General features: G+C 61.0%; 18 protein-coding genes. 10 read left to right on the top strand and 8 right to left on the bottom strand.

Annotation, left to right across the window (positions count from 1 at the left end; genetic code table 11):
- Window positions 1-48: 48 nt before the first annotated feature.
- The 3 genes from gabP to glaH all read right to left on the bottom strand — a co-directional run bounded on the left by gabP (window position 49) and on the right by glaH (window position 3,933).
- Window positions 49-1,440, bottom strand: coding sequence for a GABA permease (gabP, locus tag ACK59Z_RS02085; RefSeq protein ID WP_012052530.1), 1,392 nt, complete (start codon window positions 1,438-1,440; stop codon window positions 49-51).
- A gap of 150 nt (window positions 1,441-1,590) precedes the next feature.
- The gene (gene lhgO / locus ACK59Z_RS02080; RefSeq protein WP_108191024.1) at window positions 1,591-2,841 is read right to left on the bottom strand and encodes an L-2-hydroxyglutarate oxidase; all 1,251 of its coding nucleotides are present in this window, start codon (window positions 2,839-2,841) and stop codon (window positions 1,591-1,593) included.
- A 114-nt stretch (window positions 2,842-2,955) separates the two neighbouring features.
- The gene (gene glaH, locus ACK59Z_RS02075; RefSeq protein ID WP_003248080.1) at window positions 2,956-3,933 is read right to left on the bottom strand and encodes a glutarate dioxygenase GlaH; all 978 of its coding nucleotides are present in this window, start codon (window positions 3,931-3,933) and stop codon (window positions 2,956-2,958) included.
- A 195-nt stretch (window positions 3,934-4,128) separates the two neighbouring features.
- Here glaH and csiR point away from each other — a divergent pair, with 195 nt between their 5' ends.
- The 3 genes from csiR (at window position 4,129) to ACK59Z_RS02060 (ending at window position 6,948) form a co-directional block, all read left to right on the top strand.
- Window positions 4,129-4,824 (top strand): DNA-binding transcriptional regulator CsiR, encoded by a 696-nt coding sequence (gene csiR / locus ACK59Z_RS02070; protein ID WP_003248079.1) that lies wholly within the window; start codon window positions 4,129-4,131, stop codon window positions 4,822-4,824.
- A 74-nt stretch (window positions 4,825-4,898) separates the two neighbouring features.
- The gene (locus ACK59Z_RS02065) at window positions 4,899-5,579 is read left to right on the top strand and encodes a response regulator transcription factor (protein ID WP_003248078.1); all 681 of its coding nucleotides are present in this window, start codon (window positions 4,899-4,901) and stop codon (window positions 5,577-5,579) included.
- Window positions 5,557-6,948: a HAMP domain-containing sensor histidine kinase gene (locus ACK59Z_RS02060; protein WP_108191023.1), complete on the top strand. Its 1,392-nt coding sequence runs from the start codon at window positions 5,557-5,559 to the stop codon at window positions 6,946-6,948. The genes ACK59Z_RS02065 and ACK59Z_RS02060 overlap by 23 nt, the downstream gene beginning before the upstream one ends.
- Before the next feature lie 522 nt (window positions 6,949-7,470).
- Here the strand turns inward: ACK59Z_RS02060 and cysS are convergent.
- The gene (gene cysS, locus ACK59Z_RS02055) at window positions 7,471-8,853 is read right to left on the bottom strand and encodes a cysteine--tRNA ligase (protein WP_014591235.1); all 1,383 of its coding nucleotides are present in this window, start codon (window positions 8,851-8,853) and stop codon (window positions 7,471-7,473) included.
- Window positions 8,854-8,862: 9 nt separating this feature from the next.
- A complete protein-coding gene (locus ACK59Z_RS02050) occupies window positions 8,863-10,566 on the bottom strand; it encodes a glutamine--tRNA ligase/YqeY domain fusion protein (protein ID WP_108191020.1) in 1,704 nt (567 codons plus the stop codon).
- Window positions 10,567-10,814: 248 nt separating this feature from the next.
- Between ACK59Z_RS02050 and ACK59Z_RS02045 the strand changes: the two genes are divergently transcribed.
- Complete coding sequence (locus ACK59Z_RS02045; RefSeq protein ID WP_003248071.1) at window positions 10,815-11,315, top strand: peptidylprolyl isomerase; 501 nt, start codon at window positions 10,815-10,817, stop codon at window positions 11,313-11,315.
- Window positions 11,312-12,034 (top strand): UDP-2,3-diacylglucosamine diphosphatase, encoded by a 723-nt coding sequence (locus tag ACK59Z_RS02040; protein ID WP_047604957.1) that lies wholly within the window; start codon window positions 11,312-11,314, stop codon window positions 12,032-12,034. The genes ACK59Z_RS02045 and ACK59Z_RS02040 overlap by 4 nt, the downstream gene beginning before the upstream one ends.
- 121 nt (window positions 12,035-12,155) lie before the next feature.
- Here the strand turns inward: ACK59Z_RS02040 and ACK59Z_RS02035 are convergent, their stop codons facing one another.
- A complete protein-coding gene (locus ACK59Z_RS02035) occupies window positions 12,156-14,468 on the bottom strand; it encodes an acylase (protein ID WP_409292206.1) in 2,313 nt (770 codons plus the stop codon).
- Window positions 14,469-14,664: 196 nt separating this feature from the next.
- Here ACK59Z_RS02035 and ACK59Z_RS02030 point away from each other — a divergent pair, with 196 nt between their 5' ends.
- Window positions 14,665-15,039, top strand: coding sequence for a fe2+ zn2+ uptake regulation protein (locus ACK59Z_RS02030; protein WP_108191018.1), 375 nt, complete (start codon window positions 14,665-14,667; stop codon window positions 15,037-15,039).
- Between the two features lie 36 nt (window positions 15,040-15,075).
- Here the strand turns inward: ACK59Z_RS02030 and ACK59Z_RS02025 are convergent, their stop codons facing one another.
- Window positions 15,076-15,264: a hypothetical protein gene (locus ACK59Z_RS02025; protein WP_003248064.1), complete on the bottom strand. Its 189-nt coding sequence runs from the start codon at window positions 15,262-15,264 to the stop codon at window positions 15,076-15,078.
- A gap of 151 nt (window positions 15,265-15,415) precedes the next feature.
- On the opposite strand from ACK59Z_RS02025, the gene ACK59Z_RS02020 reads away from it, so the two are divergent.
- The 3 genes from ACK59Z_RS02020 to ACK59Z_RS02010 all read left to right on the top strand — a co-directional run bounded on the left by ACK59Z_RS02020 (window position 15,416) and on the right by ACK59Z_RS02010 (window position 16,940).
- Window positions 15,416-15,874, top strand: a complete 459-nt coding sequence (locus ACK59Z_RS02020; protein ID WP_003248060.1) for a hypothetical protein — start codon at window positions 15,416-15,418, stop codon at window positions 15,872-15,874.
- A 251-nt stretch (window positions 15,875-16,125) separates the two neighbouring features.
- Entirely contained in the window at window positions 16,126-16,494 is a 369-nt protein-coding gene (locus ACK59Z_RS02015) for a Mor transcription activator family protein (protein ID WP_409292203.1), read from the top strand.
- 179 nt (window positions 16,495-16,673) lie between these two features.
- Window positions 16,674-16,940: an antitoxin Xre/MbcA/ParS toxin-binding domain-containing protein gene (locus tag ACK59Z_RS02010; RefSeq protein ID WP_409292201.1), complete on the top strand. Its 267-nt coding sequence runs from the start codon at window positions 16,674-16,676 to the stop codon at window positions 16,938-16,940.
- A 137-nt stretch (window positions 16,941-17,077) separates the two neighbouring features.
- Here the strand turns inward: ACK59Z_RS02010 and ACK59Z_RS02005 are convergent, their stop codons facing one another.
- Window positions 17,078-17,446 carry a histone-like nucleoid-structuring protein, MvaT/MvaU family gene (locus ACK59Z_RS02005; RefSeq protein ID WP_409292199.1) on the bottom strand — a complete coding sequence of 123 codons (369 nt, stop codon included), beginning with the start codon at window positions 17,444-17,446 and terminating at the stop codon, window positions 17,078-17,080.
- Window positions 17,447-17,935: 489 nt separating this feature from the next.
- Here ACK59Z_RS02005 and ACK59Z_RS02000 point away from each other — a divergent pair, with 489 nt between their 5' ends.
- Entirely contained in the window at window positions 17,936-18,142 is a 207-nt protein-coding gene (locus ACK59Z_RS02000) for a hypothetical protein (protein ID WP_409292197.1), read from the top strand.
- Window positions 18,143-18,614 lie beyond the last annotated feature (472 nt).

Here is an 18,614-nt window from a genome sequence, read left to right as displayed (position 1 = left end):
CTCTCACAGCCTGATGCGACTTGCTCGTCTGTCTTCAGACCGGACGAATCAGGCGCCCTGCCCTACGCCAGCCACCGCCCCGCCGCGTGCCCGGCGCCGGGTCACCAGCACCCCCGAGCACACCACCAACACCGCCAGCACCATCGTCGAGACCACTTCCAGGCGATGATCCGGACGGAACAGCATCAATACCAGTACGCCGCTGATGAACAGGATCACGCCCCAGGTCAGCCACGGGAACAGCCACATGCGGTAACCCAGTGTCTTGCCCTGTGCCGTGAGGCGCTGGCGCAGGCGCAGCTGGGAAATGGCGATGACCAGATACACCAGCAAGGCAATGGCACCGGAGCTGGCCATGAGGAAGCCAAACACCTGAGCCGGCACCAGGTAGTTGGCGATCACCGCCAGGAAGGCAGCCCCCGTCGACAACAAGACTGCCACCACGGGTGTACCACTGCGGCTGGTTATCTGGGCACAGGCCGGGGCATCACCACGGCGGCTAAGCGAATAGACCATGCGCGAGGCGGTGTACAGCGAAGAGTTGAGGCAGCTGGTCACCGACGTCAGCACCACGAAGTCGATGATGGCCTTGGCATTTGGCACGCCGAGGGTGTCCAGCACCGTGACATAAGAGCCTTCGGTCGCCAGGCGTGGATCGGTCCACGGTACCAATGCGATGACGATGAAGATCGACAGGATGTAGAACAGCGTTATCCGCCAGATCACCGAATTGGTGGCCTTGGAAATATGCTTGCCCGCCTCGTCGGATTCAGCCGCAGCGATGGTCACCACCTCGGCCCCGAGGAACGAGAACATGGTAATCAGCATTGCGCTCAGCACCGCACCAAAGCCGTTGGGCATGAAGCCTCCCGTATCCCAAAGGCGCGAGACGCCGCTGACGCCAGACCCCGGCAACAGGCCGAAAATGGCGCAAACACCCAGGGCGATGAAGCTGACGATGGCCACCACCTTGACCAGTGCCAACCAGAACTCGAACTCACCGTAATTCTTCACGCTGAACAGGTTGGTGGCCGTCAGCAGCAACGTGATCACCAACGACAACACCCAGATCTCCATCTGCGGGACCCAGGAGTTGATGATGGTAGCGGCGATATTGGCCTCGATCGGAATGATCAGCACCCAGAACCACCAGTACAGCCAACCGATGGTGTAACCGGCCCATTTGCCGATGGCGAGGTCAGCGTAGGTTGAGAACGAGCCGGTGTCCGGTGAGGCAACCGCCATTTCGGCCAGCATGCGCATCACCAGCACCACCAGGCCGCCCGCCAGGATATAGGCCAGGATGGTGGCAGGCCCCGCTTCGGCGATGGCGCGGCCAGAGCCGACAAACAGCCCGGCGCCGATCACGCCGGCAATGGACAGCATGGTGACATGCCGTGATTTCAATCCATGACTCAAATTGTTCTTGTGGGTTTGCATGGCGCTACCTTGTTGTTTTTGTCATGCCCACGCGGGGGCCGCCGGCTGCACGTCACCGACGCAGGCGCGAAAAAGCCCGCCCTGCCCTGAATGGTGAGCAGGGCAGTACGGGTTGAGTAAAACGAAACCGCAGGAGGTGTTACCGGGGTGTCAGCTGGCAGCCCTCTGGTTGGCCGACAGGTCGGCCTTGGGGAAGCTGCCGCCCTGCAGGCCGACCTGCTCGCACACCTTCTCGACGATGTAGGCGCCGATCGGGATGGCCGAGGTAGCCGCTGGCGACGGTGCGTTGCACACGTTGACACTGCGTGCGGTGTTGACGAACAGGAAATCGTCGATCAGCTTGCCGTCGCGCGACACCGCCTGGGCACGCACGCCGGCCGGGTAAGGCGTGAGGTCGGCTTTGGTAATGCTCGGGCAGTACTTCTGCACCTGCTTGAGGTACCCGCCCTTGAACAGCGAGTTCTTCATCTCGATCAGGCCCGGGCGGAAGTTCTTCGCCAGCACCTTGAGGATGCCGGGCGTGGTCAGGGTCTGGAACAGGTCGCTGGGGCTGACATCGGTCTTGCGGTAGCCCTCGCGCTTCATCGCCAGCACGGCGTTGGGGCCTACGGTGACGGTTCCGTCGATCATGCGGGTCAGGTGCACCCCCAGGAAGGGCATCGACGGGTCGGGAATCGGGTAGATCAGGTGGTTGACGATCTGATTGTGCTGCTTGGGCAGCAGGTAGTATTCGCCACGGAACGGGCAGATCACGAATTCGGTACGCAGACCGAGCATGCTCACCACGCGGTCGGCCATCAGCCCCGAGCAGGTCACCAGGAAACGGCTGCGCAATTCAGCGCGCTGGGTGCGCACGATCACTTCATTTGCCTGTTCCTGCAGGCCAACCACTTCTGCGCCATAGCGGATTTCGCCGCCGGCACGCTGGAACTCTGCGCCCATCGCAGCGGTGACCTGGGCGTAGTTGACGATGCCGCTGGACGGCACGAAGATGCCCCCCATACCGACGATGTTGGGCTCACGCTCGCGCAACTCGTCAGCCGACAGCCAGTAGCGTTCCAGGCCATTGGCCGCCGTGCGCTCCCACAGCGCCTTCATGCGCTGCATTTCCAGATCGTTGGTGGCGACCAGCAGCTTGCCGCATTCATCGAAATGAATGCCGTGCCGGGTGCAGAAGGCTTTGGTCGCCTTGTTGCCTTCCAGGCAGAAGCGCGCCTTGAGGCTGCCGGGGGTGTAATACACGCCGGCGTGGATCACGCCACTGTTATGGCCGGTCTGATGGCGGGCCGGGCCGGACTCTTTCTCCAGCAGGAGAATCTTCGCGTCCGGGTAGACCTTGATCAGGTGCATGGCCGTGGACATGCCCACAATCCCGCCGCCAATAATGATGAAATCGTACACAGCCTTACCTCACACGCAGGCATTGCCTGGCAGGCTCACCAAGGCCCGCACGGGGCCTGGTGGCATTGTTTTGTGCAAAAACGCGTGGGCGAGCGCCCGCCCCGCGCCCTGTCATTATTGCCCGCGCTGGTACAGCGGCTTGGGGAAGGCGACGTAACCACGCTGGCGCATCAGTTCGCGGCGCAGGCCCTCGTGCGGGGTGAAGCGATCGCGGCCATGCAGCCAGAACAGGTTGTTGATCAGCAGGAAACTGCCTACGCCTACCGGTACCGAGACCTTCTTGCCGCTGCCTTCCAGCGACTCGGACAAGGCGTTCAGCCAGATACCTTCCTCGTAGTTTTCCGGCTGCACGAACTGGTCAATGTAGCGCATGGTTGGCCGGCCTTCGGTATCGGTGTCGAATACCGAATGGAACACATCTTCGGCAACCTTTTTGCTCGGCGGTGCGGTCCAGCGCATTTCGCGACGTGCCATCGGGTGACGGAAGAACGCCTCGCACTGCTCCCAGTCGTCCAGGTGCAGCAGCAGCGAGTTGCCGCCTTCCATGTTCTTTTCGTCGATCTTCAGCATCAGCACATAGTCGGTGATCTGGTTCACGAACGTACCGTCGTTGTGCAGCTCCATCACACGGTGCGGCTGGCGCAGGTAGCTGTCGGAGTTGTCGCTGTTGACCACCACAAAGCGCGCATAGAACTGGCCACTCATGGCGTCATAGTTGGAACGGCCGATCAGGTGTGCACAGGCGGTGGTGAACTTGACCATGTCTTCGGCCTGGCTCACGTCGTCCAGGCCGATCGGGGTAATCAGCATGCCACCTGTGGCGCGGTCGAGGATGGTGTTGAGCAGCACCGGGCGCAGCGTGCCCTGGCATAGCTCGTCAAGGATTTCGCCTACGCGAAAACGCAGGAACGACTTGTACTCCAATGCCTGCACCGGCCATTGGGCAACGGCCTGCACGAACGCTTCGACGGTTTCCCGGGCAAAGGTCAGTTCAAGCAGGCGCGGCGACTGTTTCGAGGGGGCGATGGTGTAGCCCTGCGGTTCGAGCGGCAGTGGCATGACAAGTTCGTCGATCTGCGTAAAGGCGTTCATGGCAGTGTCCTGGCTAAAAAAGTAGGTGGCGCCGTCCGGTCATGACCTGGATCAGTGCGGGCAAGGTAAAAATATCGCCACTAACTAAAAATGTCTACATTTTTATGTTTCGACGACACTAACAGCGTTTGTCCATTGTTTTTCGTCGGCAGAGGGTTTCGGTATGATCGGCAAAACGTTTTGAGGAACAGGATCTTGGAAGCGCTCGCCCCCCGACAAAACTCAGCATTCAGCGGGTATGAGAGGCTCAAGAAGGACATCATCCGCGGGGTGTTCAAGCCCGGTGAAAAGCTATTGATGAGCGCCCTCAAGGAACGCTACGACCTGGGTGTGGGCCCGCTGCGCGAAGCACTGTCGCAACTGGTGGCCGAGCACCTGGTCAACGCGATCAGCCAGAAAGGCTACCGGGTAGCGCCCATGTCGCTGGATGAGATGAACGACATCTACGACGCCCGCGCCAACCTGGAAGCGATGATCATTGCCCTGGCCATCGAGCGCGGTGACGATGCCTGGGAGGCGTCGGTGCTGGCCCACTCGCATACCTTGGCCAAGGTGGTGGAAGTGAAAACCCGCGAGCAGCGGCTGGATGTGTGGGACGAGCGGCACAAGGCGTTCCATACTGCCATTGCCTCGGGCTGCGGCTCCAAGCACCTGCTGCAGGCACGCACCTACCTGTTCGACCAGGCCGAGCGCTACCGCCACCTGTGGCTGACGCAGACGGTGTTTTCCGAACAGGCGCTGGCGCTCAAGCGCCAGGAGCATGCGGCACTGGTCGAGGTGATCCTCGCCCGGGATGCCAAAACTGCCAGCGCCATGATGCGCTCGCACCTGATGACACCGGTACCGATCATTGCGCAGATCATGCATGCCGAAGGCATCGGTGCCCGCTAGATGAATTTTTCTTAAATCGCCGGTTGTCTATTCTTTGGCACAATCAGATCTCCATTAGATGCCCAGGAACCAGCATGCCTCGCGTACTGACCATCGAAGACGACGCCGTCACCGGCCAGGAAATCGTCGCCGAACTTACCAGCCACGGCCTGGAAGTGGATTGGGCCGACAATGGCCGTGAAGGCCTGGCCAAAGCCATTGCGGGCGGCTACGACCTGATCACCCTGGACCGCATGCTGCCCGAGGTGGACGGCCTGACCATCGTCACCACCCTGCGCAACCTCAAGATCGCTACGCCGATCCTGATGATCAGCGCCCTCTCCGACGTCGATGAGCGGGTGCGCGGCCTGCGTGCAGGCGGGGACGACTACCTGACCAAGCCGTTCGCCTCCGACGAAATGGCTGCGCGAGTCGAGGTACTGCTGCGCCGTAACAGCGTCCCCATGACCCAGACCCGCTTGCAGGTTGCCGATCTGCAGCTGGACCTGATCAGCCACGAAGCGCGCCGCGGTGACAATACCCTCAACCTGTTGCCCACCGAATACAAGCTGCTGGAGTACCTGATGCGCCACAGCGGCCAGGTGATCACGCGGATGATGATTTTCGAGGAGGTCTGGGGCTATCACTTCGACCCGGGCACCAACCTGATCGACGTGCACATTGGCCGCCTGCGCAAAAAGATCGACTCACCCGGCCAGTCGCCGCTGATCCGTACGGTACGGGGCTCCGGCTATGCCATTGCTGAACCCGTCTAAAGGCTGGAGCTCTTCAACCAGCCGCCTGCTGGCGCTGTACAGCTTTCTGTTCGTGGCCTGGAGCAGCATCCTCATGGGGGTGCTGTACTTCGAGGTATCCAGCTACCTGAACAAACTCACCCGTCACTCCATGCTGCAACGCCAGCACCTGTTCGCCCACATGAGCGGCAAGCAACTGGACGACGCCCTGATTGCCAGCCAGGCCTTCGAGGAGCGCAGCTTTGACGCCTACGGCCTGTTCGACAGCCAGCTCAACCCGATGGGCGGCACCGTGCGGGCCTTGCCCCCAGAGCTCAGACTGGACGGCAAGATCCATGAATTGGAACGCTGCCTGGATGCCGACGACCCACGCATGCCCCGCGACAGCTGCGACGCGGTGGCAATCAAGGTACAGGATGGCCGGTGGCTGGTGCTGGTGCGTGACAATGGCTCGTTGTTCGTGGTTACCCGGATCATCCTGCACGCCCTGCTCTGGGGCATCTCGCTGACCCTGATCCCGGGTTTTGCCGGTTGGTACCTGCTACGGCGCAGGCCGCTCAAGCGTATACGGGCGATCCAGGCCCAGGCCGAACTGATCGTCGCCGGCGACCTGACCCACCGCCTGCCACTGTCGGCCCGCCGCGACGAACTGGACATGCTTGCGGCGATCGTCAATGCCATGCTCGACCGTATCGAACGGCTGATGCATGAGGTCAAGGGTGTATGCGACAACATTGCCCATGACCTGCGCACACCGCTGACCCGTCTGCGCGCCCAGCTGTACCGTATTCGCCAGCAAAGCGACGTGGATTCTGCGCAAGCCGAAGCGCTGGACCAGGCCATCGGCGAAACCGACACCTTGATGGCGCGCTTTCGCGGGTTGTTACGCATCAGCGAGCTGGAAGACCGCCAGCGCCGCGCCGGCTTCGTCCAGCTTGACCCGCATGAACTGCTGGTAGAACTGCACGATTTTTACCTGCCATTGGCCGAAGATGGCGGCATTCATCTGCAATTGCACCAACCTGCGCAGCTACCGGCACTGCACGGCGATCGCGAGCTGCTGTTCGAGGCGTTGGCGAATCTGGTGGGCAACGCGATCAAGTTTACGCCCGAGGGTGGTCGGGTGCGCATAAGCGCCATGCTGGATGACAACGGCGTGCACATGGCGATCGAGGATAGCGGGCCAGGTATTCCCGAAGAAGAGCGGACGGCCGTACTGAAACGGTTCTATCGCAGCGATGAAGGCCACCGCCATGCCGGCTTCGGGCTGGGGTTGTCGATCGTGGCGGCAATCGTCGACCTGCATGGGTTCGGGCTGGAGATTGGCGAAAGCGAATTGGGTGGGGCTAGGCTGGTATTGCACTGCCCGCTTGCGGGGCTAGGCAAATAAAAGCTGGGGCCGCTTTGCGGCCCTTCGCGGGCACGCCCGCTCCCACAGGATTGGCGCGACATTTCAAGTGTGCGCTATCCCTGTGGGCCAGGCTGGTATTGCACTGCCCGCTTGCGGGTCTAGGCAAATAAAAGCTGGGACCGCTTTGCGGCCCTTCGCGGGCACGCCCGCTCCCACAGGATTGGCGCGACATTTCAAGTGTGCGCTATCCCTGTGGGCCAGGCTGGTATTGCACTGCCCGCTTGCGGGTCTAGGTAAACAAAAGCTGGGGCCGCTTTGCGGCCCTTCGCGGGCACGCCCGCTCCCACAGGATTGGCGCGACATTTCAAGTGTGCGCTATCCCTGTGGGCCAGGCTGGTATTGCACTGCCCGCTTGCGGGTCTAGGTAAACAAAAGCTGGGGCCGCTTTGCGGCCCTTCGCGGGCACGCCCGCTCCCACAGGTTGGCGCGACATTTCAAGTGTGCGCTATCCCTGTGGGAGCGGGCGTGCCCGCGAAGGGCTGCAGCGCAGCCCCAGTTGCTTTAGTCAGCCAGGCGCCAGGTCGTCGTGCCCTTGCTGTCTTCCAGCACTACACCCATGGCGGTTAGCTGATCGCGAATGCGGTCGGACTCAGCCCAGTTCTTGTCCGCACGCGCCTGCAGGCGCGCCTGGATCAAGCCCTCGACTTCAGCCGCATCGACCTTGCCTTCGGCACCGGCACGCAGGAAGTCATCGGCCTCCAGCTGCAGCACACCCAGCACATCCCCCAGCTCGCGCAGTCGACCGGCCAGGCCAGCAGCAGCCTCCACGTCGCTGTCGCGCAGGCGGTTGATCTCGCGCACCAGGTCGAACAGAACGGCACAGGCTTCGGGGGTGCCGAAGTCGTCGTTCATCGCCACGCTGAAGCGCTCGACAAACGCTTCGCCACCCTTGGCCGCCACCCGTGGCAGGCCGCGCAGGGCGTGGTAGAAGCGCTCCAGCGCGCCCTTGGCGTCACGCAGGCTGTCTTCCGAGTAGTTGATCGCGCTGCGGTAGTGGCTGGCCACCAGCAGGTAGCGCACCACCTCCGGGTGGTACTTCTCGAGCACGTCGCGGATGGTGAAGAAGTTGTTCAACGACTTGGACATCTTCTCGCCGTTGATACGGATCATGCCGCAATGCATCCAGGCGTTGGCGTACTGCTTGCCGGTGGCCGCCTCGCTCTGGGCAATCTCGTTCTCGTGGTGCGGGAACTCAAGGTCGCTGCCGCCGCCGTGAATGTCGAAGCTCTCGCCCAGGCAGCAGGTGGACATGACCGAGCACTCGATGTGCCAGCCCGGGCGACCCGGGCCCCATGGCGATTCCCAGCTTGGCTCGCCCGGCTTGACGCCCTTCCACAGGACGAAGTCGAGCGGGTCCTGCTTGGCTTCGTCGACCTCGATGCGTGCACCGATACGCAGGTCTTCGATCTTCTTGCGCGACAGCTTGCCGTAGCCGACGAACTTGCCGACCCGGTAGTACACATCGCCATTGCCTGGCGCGTAAGCGTACCCTTTGTCAATCAGGGTCTGGATCATCGCGTGCATGCCAGCGATATGGTCGGTGGCACGCGGCTCCTGGTCCGGCGGCAGAATGTTCAGGCGGCGCTCGTCTTCGTGCATCGCGTCGATCATGCGGGCGGTCAGGGCGTCGAAACTTTCGCCGTTCTCGTTCGCCCGGTTGATGATCTTGTCATCGATGTCGGTGATGTTGCGCACGTAGGTCAGCTCATAGCCACTCTTGCGCAGCCAACGGGTGACCAGGTCGAACGCCACCATGCTGCGGCCATGGCCCAGGTGGCAGTAGTCGTACACGGTCATGCCGCACACGTACATGCGCACCTTGTTGCCATCCAGCGGCTTGAAGACTTCCTTGGTTTTGCTCAGGGTGTTGTAGATGGTAAGCACGGCGGTTCCTCAGCTGCCCCAGGAGTCACGCAGGGTGACAGTGCGGTTGAACACCGGGCGGCCCGGCTGGCTGTCTTTCAGGTCGGCGCAGAAGTAGCCTTCGCGCTCGAACTGGAAGCGGTCCTCGGGCTGCGCCTGGGCCAGCGACGGCTCGGCACGGCACCCGCTGAGTACTTGCAGCGAAGCCGGGTTGATGTTGTCCAGGAAGCTGCCGCCCTCCTCGGTCTTTTCCGGGTTCGGCGAGCGGAACAGGCGGTCGTACAGACGCACTTCGCACTCGACGCTGCCCTCGGCCGGCACCCAGTGGATCACGCCCTTGACCTTGCGGCCTTCAGGGTTTTTGCCCAGGGTGTCGGGGTCGTACGAGCAATGCAGTTCGACGATATTGCCGTCGGCGTCCTTGATGGCTTCGTCAGCACGAATCACGTAGCTGCCGCGCAGACGCACTTCACCGGCCGGTTCCAGGCGCTTGTAGCCCTTCGGCGGTTCTTCCATGAAGTCGTCGCGGTCGATGTACAGCTCGCGGGAGAACGGCAGCACACGCACGCCCATGTCTTCCTTCGGGTGACGTGGCAGCTCAAGCTGCTCGACCTGGCCTTCAGGGTAGTTGGTGATGACCACTTTCAGCGGGCGCAGCACACACATCGCGCGTGGCGCGGTGCGGTCCAGGTCGTCACGGATGCTGAACTCGAGCATCGACATGTCGACCACACCGTCGGAACGGTTGGTGCCGATCATTTCGCAGAAGTTGCGGATCGAAGCCGGCGTGTAGCCACGGCGACGGAAGCCGGACAGGGTCGACATGCGTGGGTCGTCCCAGGCATCGACGTGCTTCTCGTCCACAAGCTGCTTGAGCTTGCGCTTGGAGGTAATGGTGTAGTTCAGGTTCAGGCGGCTGAACTCGTACTGGCGCGGGTGTGCCGGCACCGGCAGGTTGTCGAGGAACCAGTCGTACAGCGGACGATGCCCTTCGAACTCCAGGGTGCAGATCGAGTGGGTAATGCCCTCGATGGCGTCCGACTGGCCGTGGGTGAAGTCGTAGTTGGGGTAGATGCACCACTTGTCGCCGGTCTGGTGGTGGTGGGCATGGCGAATGCGGTACAGGATAGGGTCGCGCAGGTTCATGTTTGGCGAGGCCATGTCGATCTTGGCCCGCAGCACACGCTCGCCGTCCTGGAATTCGCCAGCCTTCATGCGGGCGAACAGGTCGAGGTTTTCTTCCACGCTGCGCTCGCGGAACGGGCTGTTCTTGCCCGGCTCCTTGAGGTTGCCGCGGTATTCCTTGGCTTGCTCAGGGGTGAGGTCGCAGACGTAGGCCTTGCCGCGCTTGATCAGCTCGACCGCCCAGTCGTGCAACTGGTCGAAATAGTCGGAGGCATAGCGCACGTCGCCGGCCCAGTCGAAGCCCAGCCACTTCACATCGCTCTGGATGGCGTCGATGTACTCCTGGTCTTCCTTGGCCGGGTTGGTATCGTCGAAGCGCAGGTGGCAGACGCCGCCGAATTCCTTGGCCAGGCCGAAGTTGACGCAGATCGACTTGGCGTGGCCAATGTGCAGATAACCATTGGGCTCCGGCGGGAAACGGGTGACGATACTGCTGTGCTTGCCCGAGTCCAGGTCGGCCTGGATGATCGGCCGCAGGAAGTTCGCAGGGACAGCGGGGGCGCCTTTGGCAGCGGCGTTGGGCGCGTTGTCGGCAGTGGGCTTGCTCATAGGATCCTTGAATGCGTGTGTCCAGCCTGGGTAGGCCGATTGAATCAAAGGGCCTATCATAGCCGAAGCAGTCAAGCTGCTGACAGCCGCGCCCGGACAAACTGATGTGATTTATCACGGCTTTTTGCCGCAGCCTGGCAAAATGGCCAGTGCGCGCCATGTGTCGTGATCGCCTGAACATACGTCAGGTGATAACCGGCGCCCTGCGCACCCTAATTTCTGATTGCCTTGAAAGAGCGAGTTTCAGCATGTCCAAAGTCAAACTGACCACCAACCACGGCGACATCGTCCTGCAACTGGACGCCGAGAAAGCGCCACTGACTACCGAAAACTTCGTTCAGTACGTCAAGGACGGCCACTACAATGGCACCGTATTCCACCGTGTGATCAAAGGCTTCATGATCCAGGGCGGCGGCTTCGAGGCCGGCATGAGCCAGAAGAAAACCCGCGCCAGCATCCAGAACGAAGCCGACAACGGCCTGAAGAACAAGAAGTACAGCATTGCCATGGCCCGTACCATGGAGCCGCACTCCGCCTCGGCGCAGTTCTTCATCAACGCCTCCGACAACGACTTCCTCAACCACAGCGGCAAGAACGTGCAAGGCTGGGGTTATGCCGTATTCGGCGAAGTGATCGAAGGCCGTGAAGTGGTCGACGCCATCGAAAAAGTAGCCACCGGTTCCAAAGCTGGCCACCAGGACGTACCGAAGGACGACGTGATCATCGAGAAAGCCGAGATCATTGAGTGATTCTGCTGATCTCTGATCTGCACCTGCAAGAAGAACGCCCGGATATTTCCCGGGCGTTTCTTGATCTGCTCGATGGCCGCGCCCGCCACGCCAAGGCCCTGTACATCCTTGGTGACTTCTTCGAAGCGTGGATTGGCGACGATGCCATGACGCCCTTCCAGCAGTCGATCTGCCAGGCCATGCGCCGGCTGAGCGACAGTGGCACGGCCATCTACCTGATGCATGGCAACCGTGACTTCCTGATTGGCCAGGCCTTCTGCGATGCCGCTGGTTGCACCTTGTTGCACGACCCCAGCGTGATCGAGCTGGGCGGTGAACAGGTGCTGCTGATGCATGGCGACACCCTGTGCACCCGCGACCTGGGCTACATGAAGATGCGCCGCCTGCTGCGCAATCCGCTGAGCTTGTGGATCCTGCGCCACCTGCCGCTGTCGGCCCGCTACAAGCTGGCACGCAAGCTGCGCAGCGAAAGCCGCACGCAAGTGCGGATGAAGTCCACCGAAATCGTCGACGTCACGCCAGAGGAAGTCCCCAAGGTAATGGCGGCGCATGGCGTGCGCACCTTGGTGCATGGCCATACCCATCGGCCAGCGATTCACAAGCTGGTGGTCGATGGCCAGCCGGCACGGCGTATCGTACTGGGCGACTGGGACCGCCGCGGTTGGGCCTTGCAGGTTGACGAGCAGGGCTTTCAGCTGGCGCCGTTCGAGTTTTCCTGACCCGGCGGGTCGCCTTCTTCGCGGGTAAACCCGCTCCCACAGGCTCCGCATCAACGCTGCAAGCGGAGCGATTCCTGTGAGAGCGGGTTTACCCGCGAATGGGCCGGCGCAGGCTGACGCTTCAGGGCTGGCTGACTACCACCCCCTTGTCCCGCTCACTGATCACCACTTCCCGATACGCCGGGTCTGCCTTGATCTGCGCCTCGGTAAACGGGATCAGCGCCAGCTGCTTGGCCGCAAAGGCCTTGGTCTGGTCACTGGCATGCGCCGAAGCCTTCTCACTCGACTGGGAAAACGCAAGCAGGCCACGGGCTTCTGGCCCCTTGTCGGTAAAGCTGACCAGTTGCAGGTAGCTGGTGCCACTCACCACCAGCCGCTTGCCCTGCCCGTGCGGCACGCTGTAGATCGCGTTGTACACCCCTAGCGCCTGCGGGCCGCCTGGTACCGGTGTACCATCAAGGGCCTGTTGCACCTGCCCCCAGCGCGCTTCCCCGGCCACGCCACTTTCACTGACCTGCTTGAGCGACGCCAGTGCGGCCTGATGTACCAACCTGCTCACCGCCGCCTGCTCGACAGCCAGGCCGCGCGGGGTGTGCTGCGGGTCGGCCGGGTTGAATGCCACTCGCCAACTTTCCGGGTGCTCGGCCAGCGCATTGAACAGGTTCTGGAAGTGCACCAGGCCCATACCACTGTCGAGGTCGGCCTTGCCGTTCCAGGCGGTCAGGCTGCTGCACACGGCCTGCACATCTGCGCTGGCACCCTTGCACCATTGCAGCAGGTCTGGCAACACCAGGCTGGCCAGGTACACCTCGTCATCGGTGACCATGCGCTGCAGTTCATCTACACCTAACCGGGCTTTGCCCTGCAGGCGCTGCAAGGCAAAGCGGCCACGCATGCCCAGCGGCTGATCATTGCGGCTGATCAGTGGAGAGTAGCCGGTCAGCGGCTGCGCCGGGTTGGCCATCCAGGCCGGGTCGTTGGAGTTCTGAACGAAGTCTTCACGCTCCAGGCTTGGCAGCACCCGCGCCGGGAAGATGCCCGGTTGCGCCGCCTGCGCGTCAACCTTCCACTGGCATGCGCTCCGCGAGCCATCCAGCACCACCAGGCGCCCTTGTGCCTGCGGGCTGCTGCAGGTATCCAACAGTTGCTGGTCAACATAGGGCACTACCGACTGGTTCAGGTACAAGGCCCGCCCTCCCTCGTCCACGGCCAGCGTGTTGACCCAAGGGATACCTTGCAACTGCTCGACCGATCCCTTCAATGCCGCCAGGCTGTCGGCTCGGTTGATCTGGTACCACTGCTGCAACACCCGCGAGTTCTCAAGGTTGGCGTCTCGCACGCTGTAGGCCGCCTGCGCATCCCAGTCCAGGCGGCCTGGCCATTGCACCACCGGGCCGAACTGCGAACTGTAGACCGGCCGCTCAATCTGGCTCAGGCTGCCATCCGTGCCCTTGACCGCCACACGGATGGTTTGCCGGGCCATCGGCAGCGACTTGCCATCGAGCACATAGCGGGTCGGGTCTTTGGGGTCGAGTTGCAGGCGGTAGAGCGTGAAGTGCCTGGAGGTGTCGACGGTGTGCGTCCACGCCAGGTGCCTGTTGAAACCGATGTTGACCACCGGCAGGCCCGGTAGCGCCGCGCCCATCACATCAAGCTGGCCGGGAATGGTCAGTTGCATCTGGTAGAAGCGCATGCCGCCCATCCACGGGAAGTGCGGGTTGGCCAGCAACAGGCCGCGGCCATTGGCTGAACGCTGCGCGCCTACTGCCACCGCATTGCTGCCGCGCTCCGCGGCGAACCGCTCCTGCCGGGCCAACGCGCTGGCAAAGCCCGCTGACGATTGCGCACGGGCCAGCGTTGGCGGTTGCGCCCCTGCCAACGCCTCGACGAACTGCCCGACACCGCCCTCGGCCAGTAAACGGCGGGTCAGTTTGACCAGATCCTGGCTGCTGATGGGCCGCACCCACTCACCATCGCCACACTCGGCGGGCAGCCCTTGACGACGGCGTTCGACTAACGCCCGGTTGTAGCCGCTGGCGTATCCCGCCAGCAACGCCTGCACCGGCGCGGGTTGCGCCTGCAGGAAGGCATCGACCACCGCTGGGCTGTTGAGCCAGGTGAAGAACAGGTCGCTGGTCAGGTTGTCACGCTGCTCTAGGGTCTTGCCCTTGGCGCCGAAATAGCGTGAGCGCTCACCGCTCACGGTCAGCACTTCATTGGCGAGCAGGCATAGGTTGTCCTGGGCGTAGGCATAGCCGACGCCATAGCCCAGGCCACGCTCATCCTTGGCCACGATATGCGGTACGCCGTATCGGGTATAGCGGATCTGGGCACTGGCGTCGGCTATCGCGGGCTGCGCCTGCACACCGACGCTGAAGGCCACCAGGGCAGCGGCCAGGCCGGCGCACGTCATGGGACGGCAAAGTGGAAACACGGGCACTCCTCGGGTTCGGGGGTCATCCCGATCAGACGAATGGCCAGATGAATATTTTACGTATTACAAGGCGATGGAACGTCTTGATGAGAAACAGGCATTTTTTTCACGAATGGGTTGCAGTTTTTGCGTTCTCATTCGTCCTAGTAAGTGAGCCACCCACATTTCGGGTTCGTCCACGAAAAGGAGCATTCGCATGTACAACCCGCAAACCTCGATCCAGGCCGGGCGCGCGCCAGGCAAAGCGTCCAAGGGACAGGACGTATTTGCTGAAGAACGAATCGGCAACGAACAGATCCGCGAGCTGTTGCGCACCTTCGGCCTGCGCACCAGCCTGATCCGCCTCAAGGTTATCGATGCCTTGCACGCCGCCGATCGCAATGGCCGCAGTATTGGCGTACGCGGGGTGCACGCACAACTGGAACAGCTGGATATCCCGCTGTCGTTCCTCAGTGTGCGTGAAGTGCTCAAGCGCCTGTGTACCGAAGGCGTCATACAACTGGGTAGCGACAAGTGCTACAGGCTCAACCCCCAGGCGCGCGCCGTACTGGAGCAAACACCCTCGCGCTGAGCGCATGGCCGGCCATACCTGGCCGGCCCGCGCAGATCAGGGCTTGACCTTGCGCCGCAGAATGCCGTTGATCACCACGACCACCACGGCAATGGCGATGGCCAGCATCTGGAAGGTCTGCTCACTGATCGTGCCCTGCTTCTGCAGGTGGGACAGGCCCAGCATCAGGCCCAGTACCACCAGGATGATCAGAAGTGAATATTTGAGGCGCTGCACGTGTGTCATCGAATGTTCCTTGCAACATCAGGGGCAAATGGCTCGCAACGAGCCGCGGCAATGATACAACGGTCACCGCCCCCGGCGCTGGATTTCCTGCTGGGTGGGGTGACGTCAGCCTGAAAGCATGGGGCTTCCTAGCACCCACGCCGGAGGCACCATGTACAAACCCCTGTTGTTCGCATCGCTGTTACTGACCCCGCTCTCCCTTCATGCACTGGACACCCAGCAGACGCCGGCCGAACACCTGCTCGAACTGGGCCGCGAGTTGGCCACCCATGCCGGTGCCAGCCAATGGCAACAACTGTGGCAACGCGTACGCCAGGCCGGTTACCTGCAGACCGAAACTGCACCGGTACATTTCAGCGTGCCCACAGCCCGCTTGCCCGACCTGGCCCGACAAACGCTGGCGCAGGCCGACCAGGCACAGCCTCTGAATCAGACCCAGGTACTGTACCGCCGCCACTTTGCCGACCAGGTCATCGGCCAGCGCAACGGCCAGCCGTTGCACGCGCTGTGCCTGCTGGTCGATTGGCGCACGTTGCCGCCGGGCATGCGCGCCACCCCTCAAGCCTATCTGGGTAGCGCCAGCTTGCTGAGCAGCTATCCGTGCGATTGAGGGGTGCCGCACCCGCTCCGCATCATCGCGAGCGACCCGACAGGAAACCGGGAAGCACAGCCAGATGTCGACGCCATTTCCTACAGCGCCAGATATCGCTGCCTGCAAATCCTGTTCACCGAAGCTACAACCCCCAACCCATATGCCGCCTAGCGACGCGCCTCGGCTGTCGCACAGAATTTGCTCACACCTTCGACATAACGCCGCGGGTGATCGGGTCGCACATCCCATCTACCCCGAAGGAGCGCCATATGCAAATGCCAGATTTGAGCCAGATCGATATCAGCCAACTGCCCCACTCGCTGCAGGCACTGATCGACTGTATCGGCATCGAAAACGCCTACCAACTGACCTGCGCCTATGGCGGCAGGCCCAAGTACATCCCCAAGCACCGCGAGCGCACCAAGCTCGCTGACGTGCTGCCGGCCGAAGCGCTCGACGCACTGATCAAGCGCTTTGCCGGGGTCGCCCTGGAGATCCCCAAGGCTGACCACTTTCTGCGTCAGCTGCGCAACCAGCAGATCCAGAAGGAAAGCGCCAACGGTTTGTCCCGCAGCCTGCTGGCCAACAAGTACGGCCTGAGCCTGCGACAGATCGGCAACATCCGGCGCCAGGCGTAATTTTTCAACTTAAACAAAAAATTTTTCACAAAAAAATAAAATGAAGTCTCACTTACCGCCCCTACTACCAAGGATCTAACCGATGTTACTACCTCTCATCCTAGTACATACGGGGATGGCGCTGAGCGCTCAGCGAGTTCATAGTATTGAGGTGTTCATGCGCACCTCGGAGCGTCTCCATGAATGGTCAAATTATTTACGGAATCGCCGATCAGCTTTCGGCTCACTGCTGGACCATTCCCCATCACGCCTTCTTGACTAGGTGTAACTGGATCGTCCAAAAAGCTACCGGAGTATTGGGAAGCCATGAGGCTGCCGAACGGTGGCTAACCCATCCCGCTTTGGGGCTTGGACATCAAGCGCCTTGCACGATCCTGGGCACCAGCGAGGGCTATACTCAAGTTTATAGTTATCTTTGCCGAATTGAGTACTGCATTTACACATAAAACCTACAGATTAACGATAAGGCTGCCATACCAATATCAATTACCTTTGGGCATCAAAATCCATTTCCGCGGCCTTCCTCTAAGAAACCGCCTCTCAGGACGGCTTCTGGCTGCACATCACTGACGTGAAGAAGAGCTCATCGGGTAAGCCAGCTCTCCACCTCCTCTGGCCCGTACTCTGCTTTCCATTCCTTAAGCAGCTTGTGATTGCCCCCTTTGGTCTCGATGATCTCGCCGTTATGCGGGTTTTTGTACTGCTTAACCTGGCGTGCCCGGCGCGGGGCTCTCTCATCGACCGATGAAGCTACAGCACGACGACTGGCCTGGGGATCCAAGATGTTGATCACATCGCGCAGGTTGCAGCCATACTCGGCGAGCAGATCGCGAAGCTTGGTCTCGAATGCCATCTCTTTCTGAAGCTCAGAGGAGCTTTTCATTTCTTCCAGCTCAGCCAACTGAGCGGCCAATTTCTGTTCAAGCTGACGAAATTCTGCCAGACGGGACATAAGTACTTCCTCGTTACCAAATTATATTGATCGATTACATTTACCACATCTGAAAGGACTCCACTTAAATTTTCTTTATAGCCCGATGAATTCCGCCACTACGGCGACCTAGGTCAACCCACCTACCGGCCATGGGCTTACCCATGCCGTAGCTACGACAAGAGCCCAGCGCGACACATGATGGCTAGGCATACGCCCTATGTCCGCGCTGATCACTTCATGTCTGGCCATAGCTCCCTATAATGATCAAGAACTGGTCTGAGCGTGATGGTCATGAAGCGCACATCCATTGGACTCATCGGGACAGGCGAGCCGCTGATACGGCAAGCTCTGGAGTCCATTCGTAAAGCCCATGAAGCTGAACCTTCTGGTTTGCCCGCGGATGAGGTGCTGCGTCTTAAACTATTGACGGATTCGAGCTGTCATTGCCTTTCAGCTTGGCAAAGCTAGCGAGCCACCGTCGATCATTCGCTAGGGTGTTTCCATTAAATGACGCAAAAATCACCATTTCTTTATCCTGATCACCCTATGTATACCCAGGCAACGGACGCATTAAAGCGATATCACGAAGCTCAAGCTTCTGGCTGTCCTACCGAAGAAATCGAACGTCTCCGTCAAATTGCGGAAGCAGAGTTCCAAGCTGTAAACGAATATCAACTCCGAGCTCTGGGCTGCCATTTCCGCAAGAGCCATTGAGGGGCGCAGCAAGCAGGCTTCTCGAGGGTATATCCGTCACCTGAGCGCATCACTAAATGAGCAGTCTCCCAGCGAGCGAACACCGACCTGCCCCGGTTCCGCCCCTACCCCTTCGACGATTCAAAACTGCGCCTTTATACTCAGCCCCACCAACTCATCAGCTTTCGAAGGGGGCTTTTAGTTCTGACAATTAAATCTTATCCGATCTAATCGCGACAAAAACTAATTAATAATACGTTCAACGTATGAAATAATACATAATTACTAGGAATTGTCGTCTCAGTTCCCCTGGCGGTAGAAGCAGTGGCGCCGCGGCCGAGGCGTTAATCACCGCTTGCCCGTCGTGGGCGCCCGGTTAGAGATCGCGACGCCAAAAGGTCCGAGTTGCTGGCGGCGGCGATCGCGGTGATCGCGCAAGAAGGCTATGGCGGCGCTGCCTTTCGAATCCGAGTCCGTTAGCGCAGAGCGCGGG

This window comes from Pseudomonas sp. KCJK9058, assembly GCF_046230975.1.
Taxonomy (GTDB): Bacteria; Pseudomonadota; Gammaproteobacteria; order Pseudomonadales; family Pseudomonadaceae; genus Aquipseudomonas; species Aquipseudomonas alloputida.
The sequence above is the reverse complement of the archived record's forward strand: the minus strand, read 5'-3'. Positions and strand labels throughout refer to the sequence as shown.

Coding starts and splice junctions, on each gene's coding strand:
- gabP (WP_012052530.1), bottom strand. CDS start 1,440: ATGCAAACCCACAAGAACAATTTGAGTCATGGATTGAAATCACGGCAT.
- glaH (WP_003248080.1), bottom strand. CDS start 3,933: ATGAACGCCTTTACGCAGATCGACGAACTTGTCATGCCACTGCCGCTC.
- ACK59Z_RS02065 (WP_003248078.1), top strand. CDS start 4,899: ATGCCTCGCGTACTGACCATCGAAGACGACGCCGTCACCGGCCAGGAA.
- ACK59Z_RS02060 (WP_108191023.1), top strand. CDS start 5,557: ATGCCATTGCTGAACCCGTCTAAAGGCTGGAGCTCTTCAACCAGCCGC.
- ACK59Z_RS02050 (WP_108191020.1), bottom strand. CDS start 10,566: ATGAGCAAGCCCACTGCCGACAACGCGCCCAACGCCGCTGCCAAAGGC.
- ACK59Z_RS02045 (WP_003248071.1), top strand. CDS start 10,815: ATGTCCAAAGTCAAACTGACCACCAACCACGGCGACATCGTCCTGCAA.
- ACK59Z_RS02030 (WP_108191018.1), top strand. CDS start 14,665: ATGTACAACCCGCAAACCTCGATCCAGGCCGGGCGCGCGCCAGGCAAA.
- ACK59Z_RS02025 (WP_003248064.1), bottom strand. CDS start 15,264: ATGACACACGTGCAGCGCCTCAAATATTCACTTCTGATCATCCTGGTG.
- ACK59Z_RS02020 (WP_003248060.1), top strand. CDS start 15,416: ATGTACAAACCCCTGTTGTTCGCATCGCTGTTACTGACCCCGCTCTCC.
- ACK59Z_RS02015 (WP_409292203.1), top strand. CDS start 16,126: ATGCAAATGCCAGATTTGAGCCAGATCGATATCAGCCAACTGCCCCAC.
- ACK59Z_RS02010 (WP_409292201.1), top strand. CDS start 16,674: ATGAATGGTCAAATTATTTACGGAATCGCCGATCAGCTTTCGGCTCAC.
- ACK59Z_RS02005 (WP_409292199.1), bottom strand. CDS start 17,446: ATGTCCCGTCTGGCAGAATTTCGTCAGCTTGAACAGAAATTGGCCGCT.
- ACK59Z_RS02000 (WP_409292197.1), top strand. CDS start 17,936: ATGACGCAAAAATCACCATTTCTTTATCCTGATCACCCTATGTATACC.